Below are 24,445 nucleotides of genomic sequence, written 5' to 3' on the forward strand. Positions count from 1 at the left end.
CTCCTTGGAAATGTGCCGTGAGGGCCCGGGTCAGTAATTCACTGCCGGGTCTGCCGCTGCGGCCAACCGGTCAAACCGGGTGCGGCCGTACACAGCAGGAACCAGCCGCCACGGACTGCAGCCGGATCCATCGTCTAGTTTACCGGCCGCGGCCCAATGTTGTCGAAACAGGGCCGGCGGCGGCCCGGCGTCCGGTCAGCGCCGGAAACCGGGTCAGGGCGCCAGCCTGTCCCTGATGGCAGCCATGCCGTGCAGGACTTCCGCGAAACTGGTGCTGAGCGGGGACAGTCCCACCCGGAGCCCGCGGGGTGCCCGGAAGTCCGGGATCACATCCCCGTCCCACAGCGCCTCGACCGTGGCCTTGGTGAACTCGGCGTGGTCCACCGTGATGTGGCTGCCGCGCTCCGCCGGATCACGCGGCGACGCCAGCTCGGCACCAAGCGGTGCCAGCAAGGCCTCGAAGACCTCTACGGCGAACGCCGTGAGCTTCTCCGACTTGGCCCGGATGGCTGCCATGGATACTTCCTCGATGAGGTCGAGGGTGCCCCGCATGGCCAGCATGCCGAAGACAGCGGGCGTTCCGCTCAGGAAGCCGCGGATGCCCGGCGCAGGTTCATACCCGGCAGCCATCTCGAAGGCGTCCTTTCGGCCCATCCACCCCCAAATGGGCTGGTTCAGTGATGGCAGGTGGCGCTCGTTGACATAGGCGAAGGCCGGCGATCCCGGACCTCCGTTGAGGTACTTGTACGTGCAGCCGGCGGCGAAGTCCACGCCGGCACTGTCCAGGCCGATCTCCACCGACCCGGCGGAATGGCAAAGATCCCACACCACCAGCGCCCCGGCGTCGTGCACTGCCTGGGTGATCGCCGGGAGGTCCGCGAGGTGCCCTGAGCGGTAGGCGATCTGGCTGAGGAGTACGACGGCGGTGCGCGGCCCGGTGGCCTGGCGCACCTGGTCAACGGTCACCCCCGCCGCGGGATCCGTTTCGATCCAGCGCAGGGTGAGGCCCTCTTCCAGGGCGATGCCCTCGACAAGGTACCGGTCCGTGGGGAAGTTTCCGGTGTCGAGGACGAGCTCGTTCCGGTCCGGGTCGTCCACCGCTGCCAGGGCGGCCCGGATCAGTTTGTAGAGGACCACAGTGGTGGAGTCGGCGATGATGGTCTGGCCCGGTGCCGCGCCGAGGACCGCACGGCCCAACTGGTCGCCAATGGCCTGCGGCAGGGCCAGCCACTTCTCGTCCCAGCCGCGGATGAGCCGGCCGCCCCATTCGTCGCTGATGAAGGCCGCGATGTCCCCGGCCGTGCGCTTGAGCGGCCTTCCCAGGGAATTGCCGTCCAGGTAGGACAGCGGCGTGTCCGTTCCGATGAACAGTTCCCGGTAGTGCGCCAGCGGGTCTTCCCGGTCGAGTTCGCCGGCACGCTGCCGGAGTACCTCGTCCGCCGGGACCGCGGTATGCCCGGAGCCTTGCTGGTGAATGCTCATTGTCCGATCTCCGTCCTGACGGCGAATAGTTCCGGAAAGAACGTCAGCTCCAGTGCTTTCTGCAGGAAGGTCACCCCGCTGGAGCCTCCGGTGCCCGTCTTCATCCCGATGGTGCGCTGCACGGTGCGGAGGTGGCGGAAGCGCCAGAGCTGGAAATTGTCCTCGAGGTCCACGAGTTCCTCGCAGGCCTCGTAGGCGCCCCAGTTCTCCGCCGCGTGCTCGTAGATGTACTTGAACAGCGGAACAAGTTCGGGCGTGAATTCGTGGGCGCGGGTGACGTCCCGTCCCAGGACTCCAGCCGGCACGTCGAAGCCCTGGCGGGAGAGGTAGGCCAGGAATTCGTCGTAGATGCTGGGAGCCGCGAGCAGTTCCTCCAGCATGGCGTGCGCTCCGGGATCGGACTCGAAGACCGGGAGCATCTTGCGGTTCTTGTTGCCGAGCACGAACTCGACCGCGCGGTACTGGGCCGACTGGAACCCCGAGGAGTTTGCCAGGAAGCCGCGGAATTGTGAGTACTCGGTGGGCGTGAGCGTGGCGAGGACGGACCACTGCTCGGTGAGGGTCTTCTGGATGTGCTTGACGCGGGCGATGCCCTTCAGCGCCGAGCCGAGATCGTCGGCCCGCAGCCACGCCGCGGCGCTGCGCAGTTCATGCAGCACGAGCTTCAGCCACAGCTCCGTGGTCTGGTGCTGGATGATGAACAGCAGCTCATCGTGGTGTTCGGGCTCGCTGACCGGCTGTTGCGCACTCAGCAGCGTGGGCAGCTGCAGGTACGAGCCATAACTCATCCGGGAGCTGAAGTCGCGGACGATTCCCTTGTCCAGCTTGCGGGTGTTCTTCTCGACGGACACGTACAGCCTTTCGCGTGCTTCCTGGGTGGTCCTAGTGCCGTGCCAGCAGCTGGCGCGCCTGCACCACGTCCAGTTTCATCTGGTCCACCAGGGCTTCGGGACCACGGTAGGCCACCATGCCGCGAAGGCGCGCCACGAATTCCACGATCACTGTCTGGCCGTACAGATCGAAGTCCTCCACGGCTTCCCGGGGCCGGTCGATGACGTGGGCTTCGACCTGCCGGCTGACGCCGTCGAACGTGGGGTTCGAGCCAACGGAAATGGCCGCCGGCCAGCGTTTGCCGGCCTCGTCCACCAGCCAGCCGGCGTAGATGCCGTCTGCCGGAATCAGGCCGGAGGAGTTACTGGCCAGGTTCGCTGTGGGGAACCCGAGGGCGCGGCCGCGGGCTGCGCCGTGGACCACTTCGCCGCGCATCCGGTGGGGCCTGCCGAGCACCTCCGCCGCCGTGGCCACGTCGCCTTCCTGCAGTGCTTCGCGGACCCAGGTGGACGAGCAGCGCCGGTCCGTGCCGTCGTCGTCATGCAGCGGGTACCCCTCGGAGCCGAATTCGCTGATGACCTGTACCTCGAAGCCGAACTTCCCGCCCAGGGCCTTCATGGTCTCCAAGTCCCCGGAGTTGCCGCGGCCGAACCGGGCATCGTGGCCGATGACCACGTGGCTGGCGTGCAGGCAGTCCACCAGGTACTGCTCCACGAATTCTTCCGCCGTGAGGCTGGCAAGGTCGAGTGAATACTTGACCACAAGGATGGCGTCCAGGCCCAGCTCGCCGAGGGCCTCGAGCTTGTCCTCCAGGCCCATGATCAGGCGGGGGGCGCTCTCCGGGCGGTGGATGACGGCCGGGTGGGGATCGAACGTGACGGCAACGGCTTTGGAGTGCGTGAGCCTGGCGGAGCGAATGAGTTGGGACAGGACCTGCTGGTGCCCGCGGTGAACGCCGTCAAAGTTGCCAAAGGTGACAACGGATGGGCCAAAGTCCGCCGGGACCTCGGACGGATCGTTCCAGATGTAGACCATCACCCTCGCCTTAAACTGCCTGCAGCATCAATGATCCGCGGCCATCCGGCCGCGGAATTCTTCAAGGTTACCCGCATTCACCGGTCCGCTTTTCCCAGCGAGGGCCGGCGCCGGTAGAGCCATACCAGGCCAAGGACGGGGAGTATCAGCGGGATGAACCCGTAGCCGCGGCCAAACAGGGACCAGACCGTTTCGTGCGGGAACGCCACGGAGTCGAAGATGCTGAGGGAACCCACCACCACAACGCCCACCAACTCGACCAGGACCGCCGCCACGGAGACCTTGAACCAGGTGCTCCCCGCCTTGGCCAGCGACACCGTGGCCACGGCGTACACCAGGGCTGCGAAGGCGGACAGCAGGTAGGCCACCGGGGCGTCGGAAAACTTGGTGAGGATCTGGTAGCCGGCGCGCGCTGTGGCCGAGATGGCAAAGACGGCGTACACGGCAATCAGCAGCCGGCCCGGGCCGGTATTGCGGGTGTTGCCGCCGGCGCCGGTGCGCGCCTTGTTCCTGCTGCCTTGGTCCGCCGCCATCGCGTCGGCGGACTGGGGGTGCTGGTCATTCACGTTGTGTGCTTCTTCCACTTCAGTACCAGATCTGGTTCATTCGGGCGGCCATCACCAGGGCGGTCACGCCGACGGCGGCAAGGACAAAGTTGCTCCACCGGGTCCGTTCCAGGATGGACCAATAGACGGCGGCCGGGGGCAGCAGCATGGCAGTCACCAGGTAGCCCCAGAACTCCCAGGCCTCGCCGGCAATCGTTTCGCCGGCGATGACCCTGATGATCGACCCCACCAGGTAGACCACCAGGGCCACCTCCACTGCCGCGACGGACAGGATGGTGGCGTCGTTGGGTGCCTTCCTCATGATGCCCGCAGCCAGGCAGATGACGGTGGAGAGGAGCCCAACGGCCAGGATGATGTAGAAATACGCGTCCACTCAGGCCTCCCCACCGGCCGCGGAGGAGTTGCCGTTGCCGTTACCGGGAGCGAACACCAGGACCGGTTTGGCGTAGTTGCCGCTGTCCGCCAGCAGGGCCACCAGGCTCCCGTCGGGAGCGAAGGCGGCTGCAGGGTGGTCGGCGGTTGCGGCGCCAGGGCTTCCCGGGGCCGCTCCGGCGGCAATCCGGCGGCCATAGGAAATTTCCGTGGTTTCCTCGGCGCTCAGCTCGCGGTTGGGCATGAGGGCCCGGGCGGCCTGCGACATTTCCAGCACGTCCAGCTCTTCGGCGAGCTGTTCCAGCGTGCGGGCCTGGTCCAGCGAGTACGGGCCAACGTGGGTCCGCCGGAGGGCCGTAAGGTGTCCCCCCACCCCCAGGCCGTTGCCCAGGTCCCGGGCGAGGGCGCGGATGTAGGTTCCCGAGGAGCACTCAACGGTGACATCGATGTCGATGACGTCGGCCCCGGTGTCGCGCCGGATGCCGTGGACTTCGAACCTGTGGATGGTGACGGGCCGGGCGGCGAGCTTCACGTCCTCACCGGAGCGAACCCGGGCGTAGGCGCGTTCGCCGTTGACCTTGATGGCGCTGACGCTGCTGGGCACCTGCTGGATGCCGCCGGTGAGCGCTGCGACGCCGTCGTGGATGGCTTGCTCTGCCACCGCGGACGTGCCGGCCGAGGCAACCACGTCCCCTTCGGCGTCGTCCGTCACCGTGGACTGGCCCAGCCGGATGGTTGCAGTGTAGGTCTTGGACGTTCCAACGATGTAGGTGAGCAGGCGGGTGGCCTTGTTGATGCCGACCACCAGCACCCCCGTGGCCATGGGATCAAGTGTGCCGGCATGGCCCACTTTCCGGGTCCCCGCGATGCGCCGCATCCGGCCAACCACATCATGGCTGGTCCATCCCTGCGGCTTGTCCACTATCACCAGTCCAGAAAGCACGCCTACCAGTATATCGGCGCTGGTTGGGGGCACAGCGCACGCCCTGCCCGGCCCGGTGGCAGCGCTAGGATGGCTGGCATGCCTGAGCTTGCCGCCCATGTCCGCGACGTGCCCGTCAACCAGATCCGGGAAATCACCGAGGCCGCGTGGCGCACCCCCGGAGCGCTGGTGCTCAGCATCGGCGAGCCCGGGTTCGCGCTCCCCCGCCATGTCCTGGACGCCGGAATGGCCTGCCTGGACCGCGACGAGACGAACTACACGCCGAACGCCGGGCTTCCCGCCCTCAGGGAGGCGTTCGCGGCGAGGTTCCGCGAGGAACAGGGCGTCGACGCCGGCGCCGACAGGGTCTATGTGGTTTCCGGGGCCCAGCAGGGCCTGCACTTTGCCATGAGCCTGCTGCTGTCCCCCGGCGATGAGATCCTGATACCCAATCCCGGCTACCCCACCTTTGCGATGACCAGCCGGCTCCTGAGCGCTGTTCCGGTGGGCTATCCGCTGTACCCGGACCACGGCTTCCAGCCCTGCACGGCGGACATCGAGGCCCTCATCACGGCCAGGACCAGGGTGCTGGTGCTGAACTCCCCCTCCAACCCGCTCGGTGCCGTCCTCAGTGAGGACTCGGTCCGGGAACTGATGGATCTTGCCCGCCGTCACGACCTGTGGGTCATTTCGGACGAATGCTATGAGGCGTTCACCTACGATGTGCAGCACGTCAGTCCCGCACGGTACGACGCCGTCGCGCCAAGTGAGGCGCGCGTCTTCACCTCCCTGACACTGTCCAAAACGTATGGCCTGACAGGACTTCGGATCGGCGCGCTTGTGTGCCCGCCCGGGTTGCAGCAGCAGATGGACAACGTCATGGAATCGATCGTGTCCTGCGTCGCCGCTCCCTCCCAGTACGCGGCGCTGGCGGCGCTGACCGGGCCGCAGGACTATGTGCAGCACGCCCACCGGCACTACCGGAACAACAGGGACGCCGCCTCCGCAGTCCTCGACGGCAAGAACATCCCGTACCTGCGGGCGCAGGGTGCGTTCTACCTGTGGGCGGACATGTCCCACGTCAGCAGTGGCGACGTCCGGCAGTGGGTGCGCCGGTTCCTGGCCGATTCCGGTGTTGCGCTGGCGCCCGGCACCGCGTTCGGCACCATCGGCGAAGGCTGGGTCCGGATAGCCCTCTGCGGCAGGCAGCAGGATCTGCTGGAGGGCCTGTCCAGGCTTCCGGCACGGGCGGCGGACTGCACGCAGGCCGGTTAGCTGCCCGCGCCAGTCAGGGCCTTGTCCAGCCAGGTCCGCAGCGCATCGGCAGGAGCGGCTCCGGCCTGGCGCGCGGCCACCTTGCCGTCCACCAGGACCATCAGCGTGGGGATGGCCTGGACGTCGAACCTGCGGGACAGCGCCGGCGACTTGTCCACATCCACCTTCACGAGCTTGATCGCGCCTGGCCGCTCCCGTGCGAGCTTGTCCAGGACAGGGCTGACCATGCGGCACGGACCGCACCATGCGGCCCAGAAGTCCACGAGCACCGGCACCGGTGACTCCTCGGCGACACGGCCGAAGTCAGCGTCTCCTGCGTCCACGATCCACGGCAGCCCGGCCTTGCAGTTGCCGCAACGGGGCCTGCCGGCAGCCTGCACCGGAATCCGGTTGGTCTTGCCGCACGCGGTACAGGCCATGAGTGTTGTTTCCACGTCAGTACTCCGTCCGTTCCTTGTTGGCGCCCCACGCCTTGAAAGGGGCGTCCGACGCCGGGAGGTCACCACGGGTCACAGGCATGAGATCCGTGCGGGTACCGTCGAAGTACTCGTAGAACAGGGCATCGTCGAAGCCGGCCGCGGCCGCACCGTGGCGGTCTGCGGCGAAGTAGACGCGGTCGATCCGGGCCCAGAGGGCGGACGCGAGGCACAGCGGGCAAGGCTCGCAGCTCGCGTAGAGGACCGCGCCCTGCAGGTTGAAGTCCGCCGTTCCGGCAGCTGCCGCACGGATGGCCACCACCTCGGCGTGCGCGGTGGGGTCGTTGTCGCGGGTGACCCGGTTGACGCCTTCGAAGACCCGCCCGTCGGCCGTCACCACCACCGCGCCGAAGGGGCCGCCGCCGCGGCCGACGTTTTCCGTTGCCAGGCCCACGGCCTGCTGAAGGTAGCGGGAAGGGCTGTTTTCGTCGGGTGCCGTGGTCATAGCTCGATCCTAGCCATGGGCGGGCCGTTGGGGGGTCAAAATGGGGTCGGTTTCAGGGGGAAAGCACCGATGACATCCTGGCGCCGCAGGCATATCCTTGCCCCCGGGGGTCCGCATTTTTTTGCCTCTTGGGAGGCTTCCTATCCGGCCCGCTAAGGGCACGCACCCGGAGTACCCACAATGAAGAAGAAGATCACCATTATTGGTTTGGTGGCGGCTGTGGTGGCTTTTGCCCCAGCCAGCCCGTCGACAGCCTCTGACAAGGGCCATGACGACCCCAAGCCGGAAGACGTTGCCACCGGCCTTGCCACGCCGTTGCACCTGGCCCTCGGAACAGCGAAATCCATCTACGTGAGCCAGGACTTCGCCGGCAAGCTGAGCCGGGTCAACCGGGACGGCACCGTCGAAGATGTCTATGCCAGCCCCAAGCCCGGGTGGGACATAGCAGGAGTGGACACCCGCGGGGCCACAACGTTCTTCCTCGAAAGCACCGGTGCCGGCCTGGGCAAGCCGGAGAACCTTGAAGGCTACCTGAAAGCCATCAGCCCGAACGGGGATGTCAGGACCATCGCCAACTTCGCCGACTACGAGCGGGAGAACAACCCCGACGGCGACCAGGAGTACGGCTTCGGTGACGATGTCAGTGACGCGTGCCTGCAGCAGTGGCCCAAGGAGTCCCCGGCTCCTGCCCGCTATACGGGTACCGTCGATTCGCATCCCTACGCGCTGGCCGTTCAGGGCAATACCGCCTACGTGGCTGACGCCGGAATGAACGCCATCCTCAGCATCAACCTGCGGTCCGGCGAGATTTCCACCCTGGCCGTCCTGCCGCCGCGGCCGGTGGTCATTCCTGAAACTGCTGCCCGTCCGGAGGCGGAAGGCGGTCTCGGCGTGCCAGCCTGCGTCGCGGGATACGAGTACGCATTCGAGCCGGTGCCCACCGATGTGGAGATCGGCCAGGACGGCTGGCTGTACGTGACGTCGCTTCCCGGCGGACCGGAAAGCCCGGCCCTCGGGGACCGCGGTGCGATCTTCCGGATCAACCCATGGAACGGCAGGACGAAGGTGTGGGCGGACGAAATCCTCAGCCCCACTGGTTTGGCCATCGCGGACAACGGTGACGTCTATGTGGCTTCGCTGTTCGGCGGGAAGATCCTGAAGTTCAGCGGTTGGAAGGGCGAGCGTTCGGAGTTCCTCACGGTCAACCAGCCGGCCGACGTGGAGATCCAGGGGCGGACACTGTACGCCACCACAGACGTGCTGCCGGCAATGCTGGGACCTGAACCCCCAGCCGGTCCCCCGCCGGCAACCGGCAAGCTCATCAAGGCCGGCATCCGCTAGGCAGGCAGCAGGGATTCCAAAAACGCAGCAGGCCCGGACCAAATGGTCCGGGCCTGCTGCGTTGGTCATGCCTTACTTGGTGCTGTCCGCGTCCTTGTTGGCGTCTTCATCGATGTCGTCGTCGCCGGCGAGGTCAAGGTCCTCTTCGTCGAAGTCGTCTTCATCGATGTCAACATCCTCGGGAGCATCGCTCTTGTAGGGATCAGCTTCGCCTGCGTGCTTGGCGTTGGCAGCCAGGGCGGCCACCTCAGCGTCGCGCTTCTTGGCTTCCCGCAGCAGTTCCTCCAGGTTGGACGCAACCACGGGAATCTGGTCAGCCACGAACTCAAGCGTGGGGGTCAGCCGGACCGTGATGTTGCGGCCCACTTCCTGCCGCAGCACACCCTTCGCCTTCTCAAGCCCCTTGGCAGCATCGGCCTGGACGGCCTGGTCTCCCAAAACGGTGTAGTACACAGTGGCATGCTGCAGGTCGTTGGTCACCCGGGCATCGGTGACAGTAATACCTTCAAGCCGCGGATCCTTGACCTTCCGGCCAAGAGCCTCAGCAACAACAACCTTAATCCGCTGCGCCAACTTGGCAGCACGTGCCGGATCAGCCATTACCACTCCTAAATATTTGGATGTACGACGGCGCGTTAGCGACTTGCGTACAAAAGGTTCGGTTAATTGCCACGCACCTAAGGCGAGTCTACGACGGACCCGCGTTGGATTTTTTCCGGCGGCCTGGGAGTGGCATCGGGCCTGTCGGAGCCGGGCGGTTTGCGGTCGAAGATCGAAAACCGCCCGGCGAAGGGGCGGGGCCGCCGGAAAAATCCAACGGCCCCGACCTTCTGTTACAGCTCGACCAACTTAGACGCGCGGCTTCTCGCGCATCTCGAAGGTCTCGATGATGTCACCTTCGGTGATGTCGTTGTACGAGCCAAGACCGATACCACATTCGAAGTCCGTGCGGACCTCGGTGGCGTCGTCCTTGAAGCGCTTGAGCGTCTCGATGGTGAGGTTGTCGCCGATGATCTTGCCGTCGCGGCTGATCCGTGCCTTGGTGTTGCGGCGGATGATGCCGGAGCGGACGATCGAGCCGGCGATGTTTCCGAACTTGGAAGAGCGGAAGACTTCGCGGACCTCGGCGGTGCCAAGCTGGAATTCCTCGTATTCCGGCTTGAGCATGCCCTTGAGCGCTGCTTCGATGTCATCGATTGCTGCGTAGATGACGGAGTAGAAGCGCATGTCGACGCCTTCGCGGTCTGCCAGGTCGGCAACCCGCTCGGCGGGCTTGACGTTGAAGCCGATGATGACGGCGCTGTCCACTGTTGCCAGGTTGACGTCGTTCTGCGTGATGGCACCCACACCGCGGTGGATGACGCGCAGCTGCACGCCTTCGCCGACGTCGATCTTGAGCAGGGCGTCTTCGAGGGCTTCCACGGCACCGGACACGTCACCCTTGAGGATGAGGTTGAGGGTGTCGATCTTGCCGTCGGCCACTGCCTGGTCGAAGTCTTCGAGGCTGATGCGCTTGCGGCGCTTGGCGAGCTGGGCGTTGCGGTCAGCTGCTTCACGCTTTTCGGCGATCTGGCGGGCGGTCCGCTCGTCGGAGGTCACCAGGAAGGTGTCACCGGCGCGCGGCACGTTGGACAGGCCGAGGACCTGGACGGGGCGGGACGGCAGTGCCACGTCGAGTGCTTCGCCGTCTTCGTCGAACATGGCGCGGACGCGGCCGTGGGCCGTGCCTGCCACGATCGTGTCGCCGACTGCCAGCGTTCCGGACTGCACCAGGACGGTGGCAACCGCACCGCGGCCCTTGTCCAGGTTCGCTTCGATCGCGATACCGCGGGCGGCCTTATCCGGGTTGGCCCGGAGGTCCAGTGCGGCGTCTGCGGTCAGCAGCACAGCGTCGATCAGCTCGTTGATGTTGAGGTTCTGGCGGGCAGAGACCTCAACGAACATGGTGTCGCCACCGTATTCCTCGGGAACCAGGCCGTACTCGGTCAGCTGGCCCTTGACCTTGTCAGGGTTGGCGCCTTCCTTGTCGATCTTGTTCACTGCCACAACGATCGGCACGTTGGCCGCCTGGGCGTGGTTGAGAGCTTCAACGGTCTGCGGCATGACACCGTCATCGGCTGCCACCACGAGGATGGCGATGTCGGTGACCTTCGCACCACGGGCACGCATGGCGGTGAACGCTTCGTGGCCCGGGGTATCGATGAAGGTGATGTCGCGCTCGACGCCTTCGTGTTCGTGGCTGATCTGGTAGGCACCGATGTGCTGGGTGATGCCACCGTGTTCGCCGGCCACGACATCCGAGTTGCGGATGGCGTCCAGGAGCCGGGTCTTACCGTGGTCAACGTGGCCCATGACGGTGACCACGGGAGCACGCGGTTCGAGTTCTTCGTCGCCTTCGGCCTCAAGCTCGGCCTCGACGTCGATATCGAACGTGGAGAGCAGTTCGCGCTCTTCGTCCTCGGGAGAAACAACCTGGAGCTTGTAGCCCAGTTCTTCGCCGAGGAGCGCGAAAGTGTCTTCGTCCAGCGACTGGGTGGCAGTGGCCATTTCACCGAGGTGGAACAGCACGGTGACCAGTGCGGCGGGGTTCGCCTCGATCTTGTCGGCGAAGTCCGTGATGGACGAGCCTCGGCGCAGGCGGATCACAGTGTTGCCATCGCCGCGGGGTACGCTCACGCCACCCAGCGACGGTGCGCTCATCTGCTCAAGTTCCTGGCGCTTTGCGCGCTTCGACTTGCGCTGCTTGCCGCGGCCTGCGCCGCCCTTACCGAAGGCACCCTGGGTACCGCCGCGACCGCGGCCGCCCTTGCCGAAGCCACCGCCGGCGGGAGCACCGCCGCCGCCACCGGGACCACCGGTGCCGGGTGCGCCGGGGCGCCCCGGACCGCGTCCGCCGGCGCCCGGACGTCCTGCACCGGCAGGTGCGGGACGCTCAGTGCGGTTGGGCATCATGCCCGGAGTGGGACGGGGACCACCGGGGCGCGGTGCGCCGGGACGGGGGCCACCGGCACCTGCTGCGGGACGGGGCCCACCTGCACCGGGAGCGGGACGCGGACCACCGGGACGGGGGCCACCGGCGCCTGCCGCGGGACGGGGACCGCCGGGGCGTTCTCCGTCGCTGCGGCCGGGACGGGGCATGCCCTGGGAAGTTGCGAAGGGGTTGTTGCCCGGACGGGGTGCACGGTCACCGTCGCCGCCACGGCCGCGGGGCATGCCCTGCGAGGTGGCGAACGGGTTGTTGCCCGGACGGGGGCCGCCGGGACGGGGTGCCGAGGAACCCTGTGAAGAGCCGCCCTGGCGGGGTGCGGGGGCGGGAGTCTCAGCCTTGGGGCCGGGACGGGCACCGGGCTTGGCGCCCGTGGACGGAGCCGCGGGTGCCGCAGACGACGCCTGGGGTGCCGCCGGAGCGGAAGCTGCCGGAGCTGCCGGAGCAGCGGGGGCCGGTGCCTCGACCTTGGGGGCCGGAGCCTTGGGCGCGGCGGGGCCGGGAGCCGGAGCTGCCGGGCGCGATTCCGCCGCGGGGGCGGGTGCCTTGGGAGCGGCAGGTGCCGCAGCCTTGTTGGCGGCGTCGGGGAAGGCGTTACGCAGCTTCCGCACAACGGGGGCCTCAATGGTGGAAGAGGCGGAGCGAACGAATTCGCCCAGTTCCTGCAGTTTTGTTACTGCATCTTTGGAAGTGATACCGAGCTCTTTGGCGAGCTCATGTACGCGGACCTTGGCCACATTTCTCCTGTCTCGGTCCGCACCGAGCCAGGTACGAACCGTCTACTTCTTACTGCGGACCCTGGCCGCGGCTGGTGCGGAAGGGCCCATTGCAGAGCGCAACAAAGTTGTCATCGTTACGCACTCATCGCTGGGAACTCATCGGGTTTCCATCAGACTTCTGACCCGCTTTCAGGTTGGACGGTTGGTGCTGCAGCCACCGGGGCGCCTGCGGAGGCCGGGCCTGGCTTGATCCGGCGTTCGACGTCGGCGGTTTCGGTTACGCCCCGAAGGGCACGTCCGAATGCCCGCCGTTTGAGCGCCAGGGCAAGGCACGATTCGCTGGGATGCAGCCATGCACCCCGGCCAGCCATCCGGCGCCGTTCATCCACCAGGACAGCGGATGAACCGCTGCCGCCGGCGACGAGCCGGATTAACTCAGTCTGCGGACCTTTCTTCCGGCAGCCGATGCAGGTACGTTCCGGCCGATTTCCGCTGGTAGGTGTTGCTGCCACGGTGATCGTCCTGACGTTCATATCTGCTGGCCCCCGCAAAACCTGTCCCGCTGCTGCGGAACGGGCACACGAAGGCGCACTACTGCCGGCCGTTAGGCGCGGACCTATCTATTCTAGCCCCTTCGGGCCGTTCTGCCCGAACCCATGGCCTGCCACGGTGTGGCAGGCCACCTGGGACGGGGCGCTGAAAGTGCTTCAGTTTTCCTTCGGCGCGGCGGCGTCGGAAACGATGTCGATACGCCAACCGGTCAGCTTGGCGGCGAGGCGGGCGTTCTGGCCTTCCTTGCCGATCGCCAGGGACAGCTGGTAGTCGGGGACCACCACCCGCGCGGAGCGGGTTGCTTCGTCGGTGATGGTGACGGAATTCACGCGCGACGGCGAGAGGGCGCTGGCGATGAACGTCGCCGGGTTCTCGCTGAAGTCAACGATGTCGATCTTTTCGTCGTTGAGCTCCGTCATGACGGCGCGGACGCGGGAACCCATCTCACCGATGCAGGCGCCCTTGGCGTTGATGCCGGATGCGTTGGCCTTCACGGCGATCTTGGTCCGGTGCCCTGCTTCGCGTGCCAGTGCCACAATCTCCACTGAGTGGTCCGCGATTTCCGGGACCTCCAGTTCAAACAGCTTGCGGACGAGGCCGGGGTGGGAGCGGGACAGCGTGACTGACGGACCCTTGGTGCCGCGGTGGACGTCGATGACGAGGGCGCGGAGCCTGTTGCCGTGGATGTACTTCTCCCCCGGCACCTGCTCGGGCGGCGGCAGGAGCGCTTCCAGCGAACCGAGGTTCACCTGGATCATGTGCGGGTTGTTGCCCTGCTGGATGGTGCCGGATACCAGCTCACCTTCGCGGCCCTTGAACTCGCCCAGCACGTTGTCATCCTCAACGTCGCGCAGGCGCTGCAGGATGATCTGGCGGGCGGTACTGGCAGCGATGCGGCCGAAGCCCGCGGGGGTGTCTTCGAACTCGCCGATCGGTGCGCCGTCGTCGTCAATTTCAACAGCCCAGATGGTCACGTGGCCGCTCTTGCGGTCAAGCTCTGCACGGGCTTTTTCGAAGGCGCCGGGCGACTTGTGATAGGCCACCAGCAGCGCCTGCTCAATGGTGGGAATCAGGAGGTCCAGCGGAATTTCACGCTCACGCTCCAAAAGTCTCAGTGCGCTCATGTCAATATCCATCAGGCCTCCTCGGAAGGTCCATTGTGTTCTGGTTCCAGGCCATCTTCCGAAAGGTGGCTGAATTCGATCTCGACTTTTCCGGTGCGGATCCTGTCGAAAGGAAGTTTTACGGGATCGCCCTGCTTGGGTTTCATGCCCTTCTTGACGGCGATTTCCGGTACCAGGGTGACTCCCCCGTCATCCACCGACTGGATGCGTCCGGTGATGTTCTCACCCTGGATGACCTTGACGCTGGCAATCCGGCCTTTGGCGCGGTGCCAGTGGCGCGGTTCCGTCAGGGGGCGGCCGACGCCGGGTGACGAGACTTCGAGGTCGTACGGGCGGGTGTCGGCGCCGGGATCTGTATCGAGGACATCCGAGAGCACCTTCGAGATGTCAGCGATGACATCGAGGCTCACGCCGCCGGTTTCTTCCTGCGGCAGGTCCACCACGACGTGGAGCACCCGGTGGGAGCCGGCAACGTTGATGGTGACGTCCTCGAGGTACAGCCGGTTGGCCAGGACGGACGGTTCAAGGAGGGCCCGGAGCCGGTCGGCTTCCGGATTGTGGGCCGGCGCGGAATCAGCCTTCCCCGGTGCGGTGTGGTCTGATGAAGCCTGGGCTTCTGCATTGCTCACGATGCCGGCCGCCTCCCTTATAGATGATGTGGTGTGTACTAGCGTAGCCATTTTACCGGTCCAGTGGTGCACCCGGATCCCCTTCCGCCGTGACACCATGGTCTGTTGTGAAAGACGACAGCCAGGAAAGAAAACCGCGGATGCGCTACGTGCGGTACGCCGTCTTTTCGCTGGCAGCCCTGCTGGTCCTCAGCCTTGGATTCGCCGTCATTCCGGGCGAGCAGCCCGCTCCGGCCCCGCCGACGTTCACCGATCAGGCCCGCGCGGCTGCCCTGGAAGACGCCTTGGCACTGCGGGCCGCAGGGTTGGACCTTGCCGCCCCGGGGGCAGGTGACGGCGTTGCGGGGCGTCCCGCGCAGGCGGTTGTGACGTTGCTGACTTTCCAGGCCCGCGCCTTCCTGCCGGCGGGTTCGCCGACGTCACCATCGGCCCGCCCCTCCACGTCGCCCGGCCCGTCCGCGACAACCCACCCAACGGCGTCGGGGTCCCCGGCGCCGGCTGCTGCTCCCAATGCCGTGGATCTGGCCAGGGCCTTGGCCGCCAGCGGTTCCCGCCGGCTCAAGGATGCGCAGGAGGCCGACGGCGGGATGGCGCGCCTGCTCGCGGGTGCGGGGACCGCACAGCTGCTGGCCGCCCGGCAACTTGCCGCAGCCGCCGGTGAGCCTGGCGCAGTCACGGGGGCTGCCGCGGACCAGGCGGACGCGGCCGCAGGTTCCGGCCAGCAGGCCGGCTCCGCCCCCACGCCGCTGCCGGCGGATTGCCCGTTCGCGGCACCTGGCACCACCACCGCACCCCTGGGCGCAACACCGGGAGGAGCGTCGCCCGCAAGCGGCAGTCTTTCCGCAGATGGTGCCGCCGGAAAAACTGTCGAAGCGGGAACTGCCGGGGCCGGGCTTGCGGCCGTGCTGCAGGCTGAGCAGAAGGCGGCCTACGGGTACCAGGCAGCCCTGCCGCGCCTGGCTGCGGAAGATGCCGTGCCGGCGTCGGAATTCCTCCAGCAGCACCGGGCCGTCGCGGAAGAAACCGAAAACCGCCTCCGGCTGGCGTGCCAGGCGGCCCCGCCGCAGCCGCCGGGATACGCACTGGATGCAAATTTCCTCAGCGCCCCGGCCACAGGCCTGGGCACGCTCGAGGCAGCTGCTTTGCCCGTATACGGCGACCTGGTTGCCTTGACCGGGGGCGCTGACCGGACGTGGGCCCTCTCGATGCTTGAATCAGCTGCTGCCCGGACCGTCCATTGGGGCGCCGACCCGGGCCCGGTGCCGGGTGTCGTCCTGGATGCTGCCGGGCTGCCCGCATTGCCGGCCGGCAGTTAGCCCGGCCCTGCAGACACTAGGCTGATGCCGATGACTCCAGCAACGAGCGTGCCCATCCCGTCCGAACTCGACGCGAGGTACCGCCGCAGCAGTTCCGGGCGGGCCTGGCTTGCCTCGCTCCCGGGCCTGATTGCCGGCCGGATGGAACAGTGGAACCTGGCGTCCGCCCTCCTTCCGGGGGCCCCGCCCTGGAGCGGCCATGGGGCAGTGGTGGTGCCCGTGCTGAGGGAGGATGGCACGCCTGCCGCCCTCAAGGTCGCCTACCCCCATAACGAAGGCCTCGGCGAGCCCCAGGCCCTGGCACTGTGGGCCGGTCGCGGTGCCGTGGGCCTGCTGGAGCGGGATGGGCAAACGTGCTCCATGCTCCTGGAACGGCTGGAGGCGGGCGCCTCCCTCAACGACGTGCCGCTGGACGAGGCGGCAGCAGTGTGGGGCGGCCTGGTCCGGCAGCTCAGCCTGGTGCCCGACGCCCGGCCGGAGTGGAGCGCCTTCGAACACATCGCGGCCCGCGCCGAGCAGTGGAGCGATGAATTTCCCGCGGACTGGGACCAGCTGGGCCGGCCCTTTCCGCGGTGGCTGCTCGAGGCTGCCCTTGAGGTCTGCCAGACCCGCGGCGCTGTGGGCCGCCGCTCCGCCCGTGACGTGCTGGTCCACACTGACCTGCACTTCCTGAACATCCTGGCCCGTCCTGGCACCGGGCGGCCCGGAAGCCGACAGCCGGCCGGACGGTACGTTGCGATCGACCCGCAGCCGCTGATCGGCGAGGCCGAGTTCGCCGTCGCTCCGCTGCTGTGGAACCGGCTGTACGACCTGCCGGCGGACGGTCCGGAGGCGGCGCTGCGGCGCCGCTGTGAAGACTTCAGTACCGCGGCAGGACTGGACCCGGAGGCAGCCCGGCAGTGGGCGGTCGTCCGGGAGGTGGCGAATGCCCTCTGGTATGCGGCCGAACCCCACCACCGGGGCGACCTTGCCCGGTCCCTCTGGGTGGCCAGTACGCTGGCGGGACGGACGCTGCCGGGGTTGCCGCCGGCCCGTTTGCTGCCTGAACCGGGGCAGGACAGTGGGTCCGGAACGCTCCGCTGAGTGACGGGTTGCTTCACCGGGTTGCAGGCAAGCCGTTAGTGCGCCCGCACGGCCTGGAGGGCGGACCTGACCGCGTCCACAGCTGTTGCAACGTCGTCAGCGCCGGTCCGCCAGTTACTGACAGAGACGCGAAGGATGTCCCGGTCCCGCCACCGGGAGCCGGACATCCACACCCTGCCATCCGCGATGATGCGGGCGGTCACGGCCCGGGTGGTGTCGTCGTCGCCGAATGACAGGCTGACCTGGGTGTACTGCACGTCATTGAGTACTTCGACCCCGTCGATGCCCCGCAGCCCCGCAGCGATCCGTGCGGCTGCGGTGGCCAGCCCGTTGACCTGTGCGGCAACGCCGGTCCTGCCCAGGCTCCTTAGCGCCGCCCACACCGGGACGCCCCGGGCCCGCCGGGACAGTTCGGGCACCTTTTCGAACGGATCGCCCGGCCCCTCGGCATCGTGCACTAGGTAGCTCGCATGCAGCCCCATGGCCGCACGCAGGGCCGGGGCGTCACGGACTATGGCGATGCCGCAGTCGTAGGGGACGTTCAGCGTCTTGTGGGCATCAGTCCCCCACGAGTCGGCGCCATCGATTCCATCCGTCAGATGCCGCAGTTCCGGCGATGCTGCCGCCCACAGCCCGAAGGCACCGTCGACGTGCACCCAGGCGTTGTGTTTCCTGGCCACCCTGATGGCCTCGGTAAAGGGGTCGAATGCACCGGAATGGAGGTTCCCGGCCTGCAGGCAGACGAGCGCCGGCCCGCTGCCGGCTCCCAGTGCTGCGTCCAGGGCGTCAGCAATCATCCGTCCCTGGCTGTCGGCCTCGACCACGGCCGGTTGGCCCAGCCCCAGGTACCGCAGTCCCAGGTCCACGGTGTCGTGCCGTTCACGGCCCACGATGCAGCGGATCCGCGGCGCGCCCGCCAGCCCGTCGCGGTCCAGGTCCCAGCCGGCGTCGGCAAGGAGCCGCCACCGCCCCGCGGCCATGCCGGTGAAGTTGGCCATCGTGGCGCCGGTCACGAACCCGACGTCGGAGCCCGCCGGCAATCCCAGCAGGTCCACAAGCCACGTCCCGGCGGCTTCCTCGATGGCAGCCATGGCAGGGGTGGCGTAGCGCAGCCCGGCGTTCTGGTCCCAGGCGCTGACCAGCCAGTCCGTGGCCAGCGCCGCGGGCAGGGTTCCGCCGATGACCCAGCCAAAGAAACGGCTGGAGGGCATCGCCATGAGACCGGGTTCGGCAGCCCGGGCCAGGAAGTCCACCACATCTTCCGCTGGGAGGCCCTGGTCCGGGAGGCTTCCGCCGAACACGTCCGTGAGGTCATGCGCCTGCAAGGCCGGGCCCACATGCCGGCCGGGAAGGCTGTCCAGCCAGGCCGTGGCGTGCCTGGCAGCCGCTTCCAGGGCCGGCCCGTAGGCGTCGTCGCCGTGTGACATACCTGCATGCTACGCGCTGTCCCCGGCAGCGACGAGGGGTGCCGCCGCGGGGTCCGGACCATGCCGGGGCGGGGCCGGTCAGGCGAAGTTTTCCTGCCACACGTCAAACCCGAGTTTAACGATCAGGGCGGCCACCACCACCAGGAATACCACCCTGACGAACCGGCTTCCCTGCTTGACCGCGGTCCGTGCGCCAAGGTAGCCGCCGGCCATGTTGGCGATGCCCAGCAGCAGGCCGAGTCCCCACAGGATCGAGCCGTGCGGCAGGAAGAACATGAGGGCACCGGCATTGGTTGCCATGTTCACGATCTTGGCCTTGGCACTGGCCTCCAGGAACGCGTAGCCCATGGCCGATACCAGCGCGATGACAAGGAACGATCCGGTGCCCGGACCGATCAGGCCATCATAGAAACCGATGACCGCACCGATCAGGCAGGCCACGACGTAGTGCTTGTGGCCGTCGTGCCGCAGCGCCGTAATGTCCCCGACGTTGGGCTTGAGTGCCGTGAAAAGCGCGACGGCGACCAGCGCGGCGACGATGATCGGCTTAAAGACGCTGGCGGGCAGGTTGGCCGCCAGGATCGCGCCGCCGAAGCTCCCGGCGAGGGCAATCACCGCCATGGGCAGCGCCGTCTTCAGGTCCGGCCCCACCCGGCGGTAATAGGTGACGGCACTGGTGGTTGTCCCAAAAATCGAACCCAGTTTGTTGGTTGCCAGCGCCTGCACCGGCGTGATGCCCGGGACCAGCAGCAGCGCGGGCAACTGGATCAGCCCTCCCCCGCCCACCACCGCATCGACCCAGCCGGCACCGAAGCCGGCCAGGACGATGAGGATGAGGGTGGTCAGCTGGAGATGCTCAAGACCGAAGTCCACGCCCGGGATCAGCTGTTGCGGACGGCGTTGACCACGTAGTCAACAGCCTTGTCCACCGCGACGTTCTCGGCCTCTCCGGTGCGGCGGTCCTTGATCTCCACGACGCCGTCCACCAGCCCGCGGCCGACAGCAAGGATGGTGGGCACGCCCAGCAGTTCGGCGTCACCGAACTTCACGCCCGGGGACACCTTGAAGCGGTCGTCGTAGATGACGTCAAGGCCGGCGGCTTCGAGGCCCAGGGACAGCTGCTCAGCGGCGGCGAAAATGTCCTCGCCCTTGCCCACCGCGACGACGTGGACGTCGGCAGGTGCCACGGCGCGCGGCCAGGTGAGGCCCTTGGCATCATGGTTGGCCTCGGCCAGCGCAGCCACCGCACGGGTGACGCCGACGCCGTAGGAACCCATGGTGACCGTGACCTGCTTGCCGTTCTGGTCCAGCACCTTGAGGTCCAGGGCTGCGGCGTACTTGCGGCCGAGCTGGAAGATGTGGCCCATTTCGATGCCCCGTGCCGTTTCCAGGGGGCCGGAACCGTCCGGTGCGGGGTCGCCGGCGCGGACCTCGGTGCACTCGATGACGCCGTCCCAGGTGAAGTCGCGGCCGGCAACGAGGCCGAAGACGTGCTTGCCAGCCTCGTTGGCGCCAGTGATCCAGCTGGTGCCGCTGACCACCCGCGGATCCACCAGGTACAGCAGCTTGGTGGCCCCTTCGGAGCCCAGGAGCGGGGCGTCCAGCGACAGTCCGGGGCCCAGATAACCCTTGACGATCAGGGGCTGCTTCTTAAGGTCCTCCTCACCGGCCTGCTCGAGTCCGATCTCGCCGGCCATCGGCAGGAACGCGCCGATGTTGGCCTCGACGCGTTTCAGGTCCACGCCACGGTCGCCGGGAAGGCCGACGACCACCAGTTGGCGTTCACCGGTGGGCAGCGTTACGGCGAGGACAACGTTCTTCAGCGTGTCAGCGGCAGTCCAGGCGCCGCCGTCGGCCTCGGCCCGGGGCGCGATCTGGTTGGATGCGTTGACCAGGGTCTCAATGGTGGGTGTATCAGGGGTGTCCAGGACCTCCGCCGCAGGCGCACCCCTGAAGTCGATGTCCTCGGGCACCACGGTGGTGACGGCTTCGACGTTGGCTGCGTAACCGGCGGCAGACCGGACAAAGGTGTCTTCGCCGATTTCCGTGGGGAACAGGAACTCCTCGCTCCGGGAGCCGCCCATGGCGCCGGCGGTGGCTGCCACGGGGACAACATCAAGGCCGAGTCGAGCGAAGATCTTGAGGTAGGCGGACCGGTGGGCCGCGTAGCTGGCGTCCAGGCCGGCGTCGTCCACGTCGAAGGAATAGGAATCCTTCATGATGAACTCGCGGCCCCGGAGGAGGCCTGCCCGGGGACGTGCCTCGTCGCGGTACTTGTTCTGGATCTGGTACAGGCTGAGGGGCAGGTCCTTGTAGGAGGAATACAGGTCCTTCACGAGGAGGGTGAACATTTCCTCGTGCGTGGGGGCCAGGAGGTAGTCGGCGCCCTTGCGGTCCTGCAGCCGGAACAGCCCCTCGCCGTATTCGGTCCAGCGGTTGGTTGCCTCGTAGGGTTCACGCGGCAGCAGGGCCGGGAAGTGGACTTCCTGGGCACCGATGGCGGTCATTTCCTCACGGATGACCTGCTCCACCTTGCGGAGTACGCTCAGGCCCAGCGGCAGCCAGGTGTAGATCCCGGGAGCCGCGCGGCGGATGTAGCCGGCGCGGACCAGCAGTTTGTGGCTGGCCACCTCTGCGTCGACGGGATCTTCACGCAGGGTGCGCAGGAAAAGCTGGGACATTCTAAGGACCACGGGTGGTATCCGTTTCTGGAAAAGTGCTGGATCAGCAGGGCCGGACAAATTCGTCTGCATACCAATCTACCGGCACAGCGCGCCTCGCCCGGAAACAGTAGAGCCACGCCCGGTTGTGCAAAGCCCCTGGCCCCCCAATAGGGCTGGTCATTGCATCCGGGCGTGGCTCAACGCCGTTATCGCCTTATTACAGGTGAGGACTGGTGAGACCGCCCACTCCACTCAGCGCAGCTAGATCGAACCTATGTGATGGCGGGCACGTTGACAAGTAAATTCTTCCGTGGCGGGCTATTGCCCGGAAGAAAAGCCGGACAGTACGCCGCCGGGCGGCCTACTTGATGAGGGCTGCCGCGGAATCCAGGAGCGACCCTGCCTGCTCCTGGGCACCCGCACCGTCTGTTCCGCCGGATGCGACGGCGGTCAGCACCACGCCGTGGTGGACAGCCTGGGCAGTGGTAACCGACTGGACCTGGCCGTTAGGCAGTGTCGTTTCGGTGCGGAACGCGGTGGTTCCCTCAACCCCGCTGACGCCATCGATGCGGGTGATGGCAACCGCCACCTTGACGCCCGCGGCGGTCATGACCATGTTCGAGCACTTCTCCAACTGCTCCGAGGGGTCGGAGACTTTCGCCAGCGCGGCCTGGTCCAGTCCCGACATGAGGGACAGGGCGGTGACCATACCGGAGGCGGCGTCCGTGCTGAGGCCCATGGCAATTGCCGCCCCGTCCAAGGACGGTACCGTGCTGGAGGCCGCAAGATCCTTGCATTCCGCCGGCTCTACCTCGATGGAGGACATAAGGTCCTTGGACTGCTGCACCGTGGTGGTCAGCTGGTCGCCGGGGACCGGTGTCAGCCGCCGGTCTGCCGAGTCCCGCACCTCGCGCACGACCCCGGCAAGCTCCTCGCTGGTGTACGCCTTGTCCGGCGTAGGGGTTGGCGAGGGAGTGGTCGTTTCCGCCGATGCTCTGGCTGAGGCAGAGCTCCCCGCCGACGCAGCGTCCCCCTCTGGTGCCGAGGTGCCTCCGCAGGCTGAAACACCGATGACGAGAACCGCAGAAACCGCAAACGTACCCAGCACAGAAGTCTTCAATTTTCCCCCAAGTCCACATACGGCCCTGCTTCGGGCCGCTAGAAGAGAACTGTAGCGAACGTGCCCACCTGGCGGAAGCCGACACGTTCATAAGTGGATCTGGCCCTGACGTTGAAGCCGTTGACGTAAAGGCTGGTCAGCGGTGCGATCTTCTGCGCCTGTTCCACGACGGCGGACATATAGCCGGAGCTCAGGCCCTTCCCGCGGTACAGCGGATTCATCCACACCCCCTGGACCTGGGTGACATCGGCAGTGACCGCGCCGAGCTCGGCTTTGAAGACCACTTCCTTGGCTTCGTTGAGGTGGGCCAGCGAATAGCCCTGCCGGATCAGCCCTTCGACCCGGCGGCTGTAGAACTCCCGGCCGCCCAGGAACGGCGAGTAGCCCACTTCCTCTTCGAACATGGCGGCGCAGGCGGGCAGGATGCGCTCGAAGTCTGCGAGTTCGCCCAGTCCCAAGCCCGGGTTGGGTGGAACGTCGGCCGGCCCGTCGATCACCATCAGGGGCTGGTCCGGGCGGATCTCGTGGGCGCGGTGGCCCAGTTCAGCAAGTTCCCCGTGAAGGGCCAGCACCGCATCCGCGGGGCCGAAAGCCGACGCGTAGCGCCGGCCGGAACGGTTGGCGGCTTCGGCCACCAGCGGCGCGAAGGCCGGGTCGAGCTGGACGGGGACCAGGTTGGCGCCCGCCCAGCAGGCACCCACCAGCATGCCGTCGTCGAAAACACCCACGATGCCGGCACCGCCGCTGGTGGGAGCGGCAGTACCGGCAGTGCGTAAATGCGCGAGGATGAACACGTTGGCCACACGGTCCTGCTCAGCCAAAAGCCTGAGCGCTGCGGTGTCGCCCCCGTCCAGGGTGCGGACGGATATCCCCGGCGGGTCCGGCTCGTCCTTACGAGACGCTAACCACGGGGCCACCTTTGACAGCATCTTCGCCATCGGCCTCCCCCATCTCTTCCGCGATACGCATGGCCTCTTCGATCAGTGTCTCAACAATTTGGCTCTCCGGCACAGTCTTGATGACTTCACCCTTCACAAAGATCTGTCCCTTGCCGTTGCCGGAGGCGACGCCGAGATCGGCTTCGCGTGCCTCGCCCGGTCCGTTGACCACGCAGCCCATGACGGCGACGCGCAGCGGGATCTCCATGCCTTCCAGGCCGGCTGTGACCTGCTCGGCGAGCGTGTAGACGTCCACCTGCGCGCGTCCGCAGGACGGGCAGGACACGATTTCGAGCTTGCGGGGCCGCAGGTTCAGTGACTGCAGGATCTGGTTTCCCACCTTGATCTCCTCAACGGGCGGGGCCGAGAGGGAGACGCGGATGGTGTCGCCGATGCCCCGGGAGAGCAGTGCGCCGAAGGCGGTCGCGGACTTGATGGTTCCCTGGAATGCCGGACCGGCCTCGGTCACGCCGAGGTGGAGGGGCCAGTCGCCCTTTTCGGCGAGCATCTCGTAGGCGGCCACCATAATCACGGGGTCGTTGTGCTTGACCGAGATCTTGAAATCGTGGAAGCCGTGCTCTTCGAACAGGGAGGCTTCCCAGACAGCGGATTCAACCAGGGCCTCGGGGGTGGCCTTGCCGTACTTCTTGAGGATTCCCGGTTCCAGCGAGCCGGCGTTGACGCCAATGCGGATGGAGGTTCCGTGGTCCCGGGCGGCCGCGGCGATTTCCTTCACCTGGTCATCGAACTTGCGGATGTTGCCGGGGTTGACCCGAACGGCCGCGCAGCCGGCTTCGATGGCAGCGAAGACGTATTTGGGCTGGAAGTGGATGTCCGCGATGACCGGAATCTGGGACTTGCGGGCAATGATGGGCAATGCTTCGGCATCATCGGCCGACGGGCATGCAACGCGCACGATGTCGCAGCCGGAGGCGGTAAGTTCCGCGATCTGCTGCAGGGTGGCGTTGATGTCGGTGGTGGGCGTGGTGGTCATCGACTGCACGCTGATGGGGGAATCCGAGCCTACTCCCACCGAACCGACTTTGATCTGGCGCGTCTTGCGGCGCGGGGCAAGGACGGGCGGCGGTGCTGCGGGCATTCCCAGGCTGACCGAGGTCACGTGGACTCCTAGAGGTGAAGGGT

The 24,445-nt window shown here is 67.0% G+C and carries 23 protein-coding genes; 4 read left to right on the forward strand and 19 right to left on the reverse strand.

The window, feature by feature from the left end; genetic code table 11:
* Positions 1-213: 213 nt before the first annotated feature.
* The 6 genes from OVA06_RS11220 to truB all read right to left on the reverse strand — a co-directional run bounded on the left by OVA06_RS11220 (position 214) and on the right by truB (position 5,229).
* Entirely contained in the window at positions 214-1,482 is a 1,269-nt protein-coding gene (locus OVA06_RS11220) for a kynureninase (RefSeq protein ID WP_268158317.1), read from the reverse strand.
* The gene (kynA, locus tag OVA06_RS11225; protein WP_268158319.1) at positions 1,479-2,333 is read right to left on the reverse strand and encodes a tryptophan 2,3-dioxygenase; all 855 of its coding nucleotides are present in this window, start codon (positions 2,331-2,333) and stop codon (positions 1,479-1,481) included. Before kynA ends, OVA06_RS11220 begins: the two co-directional genes overlap by 4 nt.
* 31 nt (positions 2,334-2,364) lie before the next feature.
* Complete coding sequence (locus OVA06_RS11230) at positions 2,365-3,348, reverse strand: bifunctional riboflavin kinase/FAD synthetase (protein WP_268158321.1); 984 nt, start codon at positions 3,346-3,348, stop codon at positions 2,365-2,367.
* 77 nt (positions 3,349-3,425) lie between these two features.
* The gene (locus OVA06_RS11235) at positions 3,426-3,881 is read right to left on the reverse strand and encodes a hypothetical protein (protein WP_261619652.1); all 456 of its coding nucleotides are present in this window, start codon (positions 3,879-3,881) and stop codon (positions 3,426-3,428) included.
* A 52-nt stretch (positions 3,882-3,933) separates the two neighbouring features.
* Positions 3,934-4,287 carry a hypothetical protein gene (locus OVA06_RS11240; RefSeq protein ID WP_261619633.1) on the reverse strand — a complete coding sequence of 118 codons (354 nt, stop codon included), beginning with the start codon at positions 4,285-4,287 and terminating at the stop codon, positions 3,934-3,936.
* Positions 4,288-5,229 (reverse strand): tRNA pseudouridine(55) synthase TruB, encoded by a 942-nt coding sequence (truB, locus tag OVA06_RS11245; RefSeq protein WP_268158325.1) that lies wholly within the window; start codon positions 5,227-5,229, stop codon positions 4,288-4,290.
* 78 nt (positions 5,230-5,307) lie between these two features.
* Between truB and OVA06_RS11250 the strand changes: the two genes are divergently transcribed.
* Complete coding sequence (locus OVA06_RS11250) at positions 5,308-6,483, forward strand: pyridoxal phosphate-dependent aminotransferase (protein WP_268158327.1); 1,176 nt, start codon at positions 5,308-5,310, stop codon at positions 6,481-6,483.
* On the opposite strand, the gene trxA is transcribed toward OVA06_RS11250, so the two are convergent.
* The gene (gene trxA, locus OVA06_RS11255) at positions 6,480-6,902 is read right to left on the reverse strand and encodes a thioredoxin (protein ID WP_397427783.1); all 423 of its coding nucleotides are present in this window, start codon (positions 6,900-6,902) and stop codon (positions 6,480-6,482) included. The genes OVA06_RS11250 and trxA overlap by 4 nt on opposite strands.
* A gap of 16 nt (positions 6,903-6,918) precedes the next feature.
* Positions 6,919-7,404 carry a nucleoside deaminase gene (locus OVA06_RS11260; protein ID WP_056083375.1) on the reverse strand — a complete coding sequence of 162 codons (486 nt, stop codon included), beginning with the start codon at positions 7,402-7,404 and terminating at the stop codon, positions 6,919-6,921.
* A gap of 180 nt (positions 7,405-7,584) precedes the next feature.
* On the opposite strand from OVA06_RS11260, the gene OVA06_RS11265 reads away from it, so the two are divergent.
* Complete coding sequence (locus tag OVA06_RS11265) at positions 7,585-8,745, forward strand: ScyD/ScyE family protein (protein WP_056083379.1); 1,161 nt, start codon at positions 7,585-7,587, stop codon at positions 8,743-8,745.
* Positions 8,746-8,817: 72 nt separating this feature from the next.
* On the opposite strand, the gene rbfA is transcribed toward OVA06_RS11265, so the two are convergent.
* The 5 genes from rbfA to rimP all read right to left on the reverse strand — a co-directional run bounded on the left by rbfA (position 8,818) and on the right by rimP (position 14,755).
* Positions 8,818-9,345 carry a 30S ribosome-binding factor RbfA gene (gene rbfA / locus OVA06_RS11270; RefSeq protein ID WP_056083382.1) on the reverse strand — a complete coding sequence of 176 codons (528 nt, stop codon included), beginning with the start codon at positions 9,343-9,345 and terminating at the stop codon, positions 8,818-8,820.
* Positions 9,346-9,594: 249 nt separating this feature from the next.
* Entirely contained in the window at positions 9,595-12,468 is a 2,874-nt protein-coding gene (gene infB, locus OVA06_RS11275) for a translation initiation factor IF-2 (RefSeq protein WP_056083385.1), read from the reverse strand.
* Between the two features lie 152 nt (positions 12,469-12,620).
* The gene (locus OVA06_RS11280) at positions 12,621-12,983 is read right to left on the reverse strand and encodes a YlxR family protein (RefSeq protein WP_261619628.1); all 363 of its coding nucleotides are present in this window, start codon (positions 12,981-12,983) and stop codon (positions 12,621-12,623) included.
* Between the two features lie 174 nt (positions 12,984-13,157).
* Positions 13,158-14,138 (reverse strand): transcription termination factor NusA, encoded by a 981-nt coding sequence (gene nusA, locus OVA06_RS11285; RefSeq protein ID WP_015936638.1) that lies wholly within the window; start codon positions 14,136-14,138, stop codon positions 13,158-13,160.
* Entirely contained in the window at positions 14,138-14,755 is a 618-nt protein-coding gene (gene rimP / locus OVA06_RS11290; protein ID WP_268158332.1) for a ribosome maturation factor RimP, read from the reverse strand. Before rimP ends, nusA begins: the two co-directional genes overlap by 1 nt.
* A gap of 140 nt (positions 14,756-14,895) precedes the next feature.
* Here rimP and OVA06_RS11295 point away from each other — a divergent pair, with 140 nt between their 5' ends.
* Together OVA06_RS11295 and OVA06_RS11300 are read left to right on the forward strand one after the other, a co-directional pair.
* Positions 14,896-16,071, forward strand: coding sequence for a DUF4439 domain-containing protein (locus tag OVA06_RS11295; RefSeq protein WP_268158334.1), 1,176 nt, complete (start codon positions 14,896-14,898; stop codon positions 16,069-16,071).
* Between the two features lie 30 nt (positions 16,072-16,101).
* Complete coding sequence (locus tag OVA06_RS11300; RefSeq protein ID WP_268158336.1) at positions 16,102-17,154, forward strand: aminoglycoside phosphotransferase family protein; 1,053 nt, start codon at positions 16,102-16,104, stop codon at positions 17,152-17,154.
* A gap of 35 nt (positions 17,155-17,189) precedes the next feature.
* Here the strand turns inward: OVA06_RS11300 and OVA06_RS11305 are convergent, their stop codons facing one another.
* From OVA06_RS11305 to ispG, 6 genes are all read right to left on the reverse strand, one after another.
* Positions 17,190-18,581, reverse strand: coding sequence for a pyridoxal phosphate-dependent decarboxylase family protein (locus OVA06_RS11305; protein WP_268158338.1), 1,392 nt, complete (start codon positions 18,579-18,581; stop codon positions 17,190-17,192).
* A gap of 78 nt (positions 18,582-18,659) precedes the next feature.
* Positions 18,660-19,454, reverse strand: coding sequence for a sulfite exporter TauE/SafE family protein (locus OVA06_RS11310; protein ID WP_056083406.1), 795 nt, complete (start codon positions 19,452-19,454; stop codon positions 18,660-18,662).
* Between the two features lie 8 nt (positions 19,455-19,462).
* Positions 19,463-21,274, reverse strand: a complete 1,812-nt coding sequence (locus tag OVA06_RS11315; protein WP_268158340.1) for a proline--tRNA ligase — start codon at positions 21,272-21,274, stop codon at positions 19,463-19,465.
* A gap of 331 nt (positions 21,275-21,605) precedes the next feature.
* Positions 21,606-22,160, reverse strand: coding sequence for a hypothetical protein (locus tag OVA06_RS11320; RefSeq protein WP_268158342.1), 555 nt, complete (start codon positions 22,158-22,160; stop codon positions 21,606-21,608).
* 242 nt (positions 22,161-22,402) lie between these two features.
* A complete protein-coding gene (locus OVA06_RS11325) occupies positions 22,403-23,293 on the reverse strand; it encodes a GNAT family N-acetyltransferase (RefSeq protein ID WP_056083415.1) in 891 nt (296 codons plus the stop codon).
* The gene (gene ispG, locus OVA06_RS11330) at positions 23,256-24,422 is read right to left on the reverse strand and encodes a flavodoxin-dependent (E)-4-hydroxy-3-methylbut-2-enyl-diphosphate synthase (RefSeq protein ID WP_015936629.1); all 1,167 of its coding nucleotides are present in this window, start codon (positions 24,420-24,422) and stop codon (positions 23,256-23,258) included. Before ispG ends, OVA06_RS11325 begins: the two co-directional genes overlap by 38 nt.
* Between the last annotated feature and the right edge of the window lie 23 nt (positions 24,423-24,445).

Origin of the sequence: Pseudarthrobacter sp. SL88 (assembly GCF_026672455.1) — a bacterium.
GTDB lineage: Bacteria > Actinomycetota > Actinomycetes > Actinomycetales > Micrococcaceae > Arthrobacter.

Bases quoted from the DNA above. Each gene is read 5' to 3' on its own strand.
- OVA06_RS11265 (WP_056083379.1), top strand. From the start codon at position 7,585: ATGAAGAAGAAGATCACCATTATTGGTTTGGTGGCGGCTGTGGTGGCT.
- OVA06_RS11235 (WP_261619652.1), bottom strand. From the start codon at position 3,881: ATGGCGGCGGACCAAGGCAGCAGGAACAAGGCGCGCACCGGCGCCGGC.
- OVA06_RS11295 (WP_268158334.1), top strand. From the start codon at position 14,896: ATGCGCTACGTGCGGTACGCCGTCTTTTCGCTGGCAGCCCTGCTGGTC.
- trxA (WP_397427783.1), bottom strand. From the start codon at position 6,902: ATGGCCTGTACCGCGTGCGGCAAGACCAACCGGATTCCGGTGCAGGCT.
- OVA06_RS11305 (WP_268158338.1), bottom strand. From the start codon at position 18,581: ATGTCACACGGCGACGACGCCTACGGGCCGGCCCTGGAAGCGGCTGCC.
- nusA (WP_015936638.1), bottom strand. From the start codon at position 14,138: ATGGATATTGACATGAGCGCACTGAGACTTTTGGAGCGTGAGCGTGAA.
- OVA06_RS11250 (WP_268158327.1), top strand. From the start codon at position 5,308: ATGCCTGAGCTTGCCGCCCATGTCCGCGACGTGCCCGTCAACCAGATC.
- OVA06_RS11220 (WP_268158317.1), bottom strand. From the start codon at position 1,482: ATGAGCATTCACCAGCAAGGCTCCGGGCATACCGCGGTCCCGGCGGAC.
- OVA06_RS11300 (WP_268158336.1), top strand. From the start codon at position 16,102: ATGACTCCAGCAACGAGCGTGCCCATCCCGTCCGAACTCGACGCGAGG.
- OVA06_RS11230 (WP_268158321.1), bottom strand. From the start codon at position 3,348: ATGGTCTACATCTGGAACGATCCGTCCGAGGTCCCGGCGGACTTTGGC.
- OVA06_RS11280 (WP_261619628.1), bottom strand. From the start codon at position 12,983: ATGAACGTCAGGACGATCACCGTGGCAGCAACACCTACCAGCGGAAAT.
- OVA06_RS11325 (WP_056083415.1), bottom strand. From the start codon at position 23,293: ATGCTGTCAAAGGTGGCCCCGTGGTTAGCGTCTCGTAAGGACGAGCCG.
- OVA06_RS11260 (WP_056083375.1), bottom strand. From the start codon at position 7,404: ATGACCACGGCACCCGACGAAAACAGCCCTTCCCGCTACCTTCAGCAG.
- rbfA (WP_056083382.1), bottom strand. From the start codon at position 9,345: ATGGCTGATCCGGCACGTGCTGCCAAGTTGGCGCAGCGGATTAAGGTT.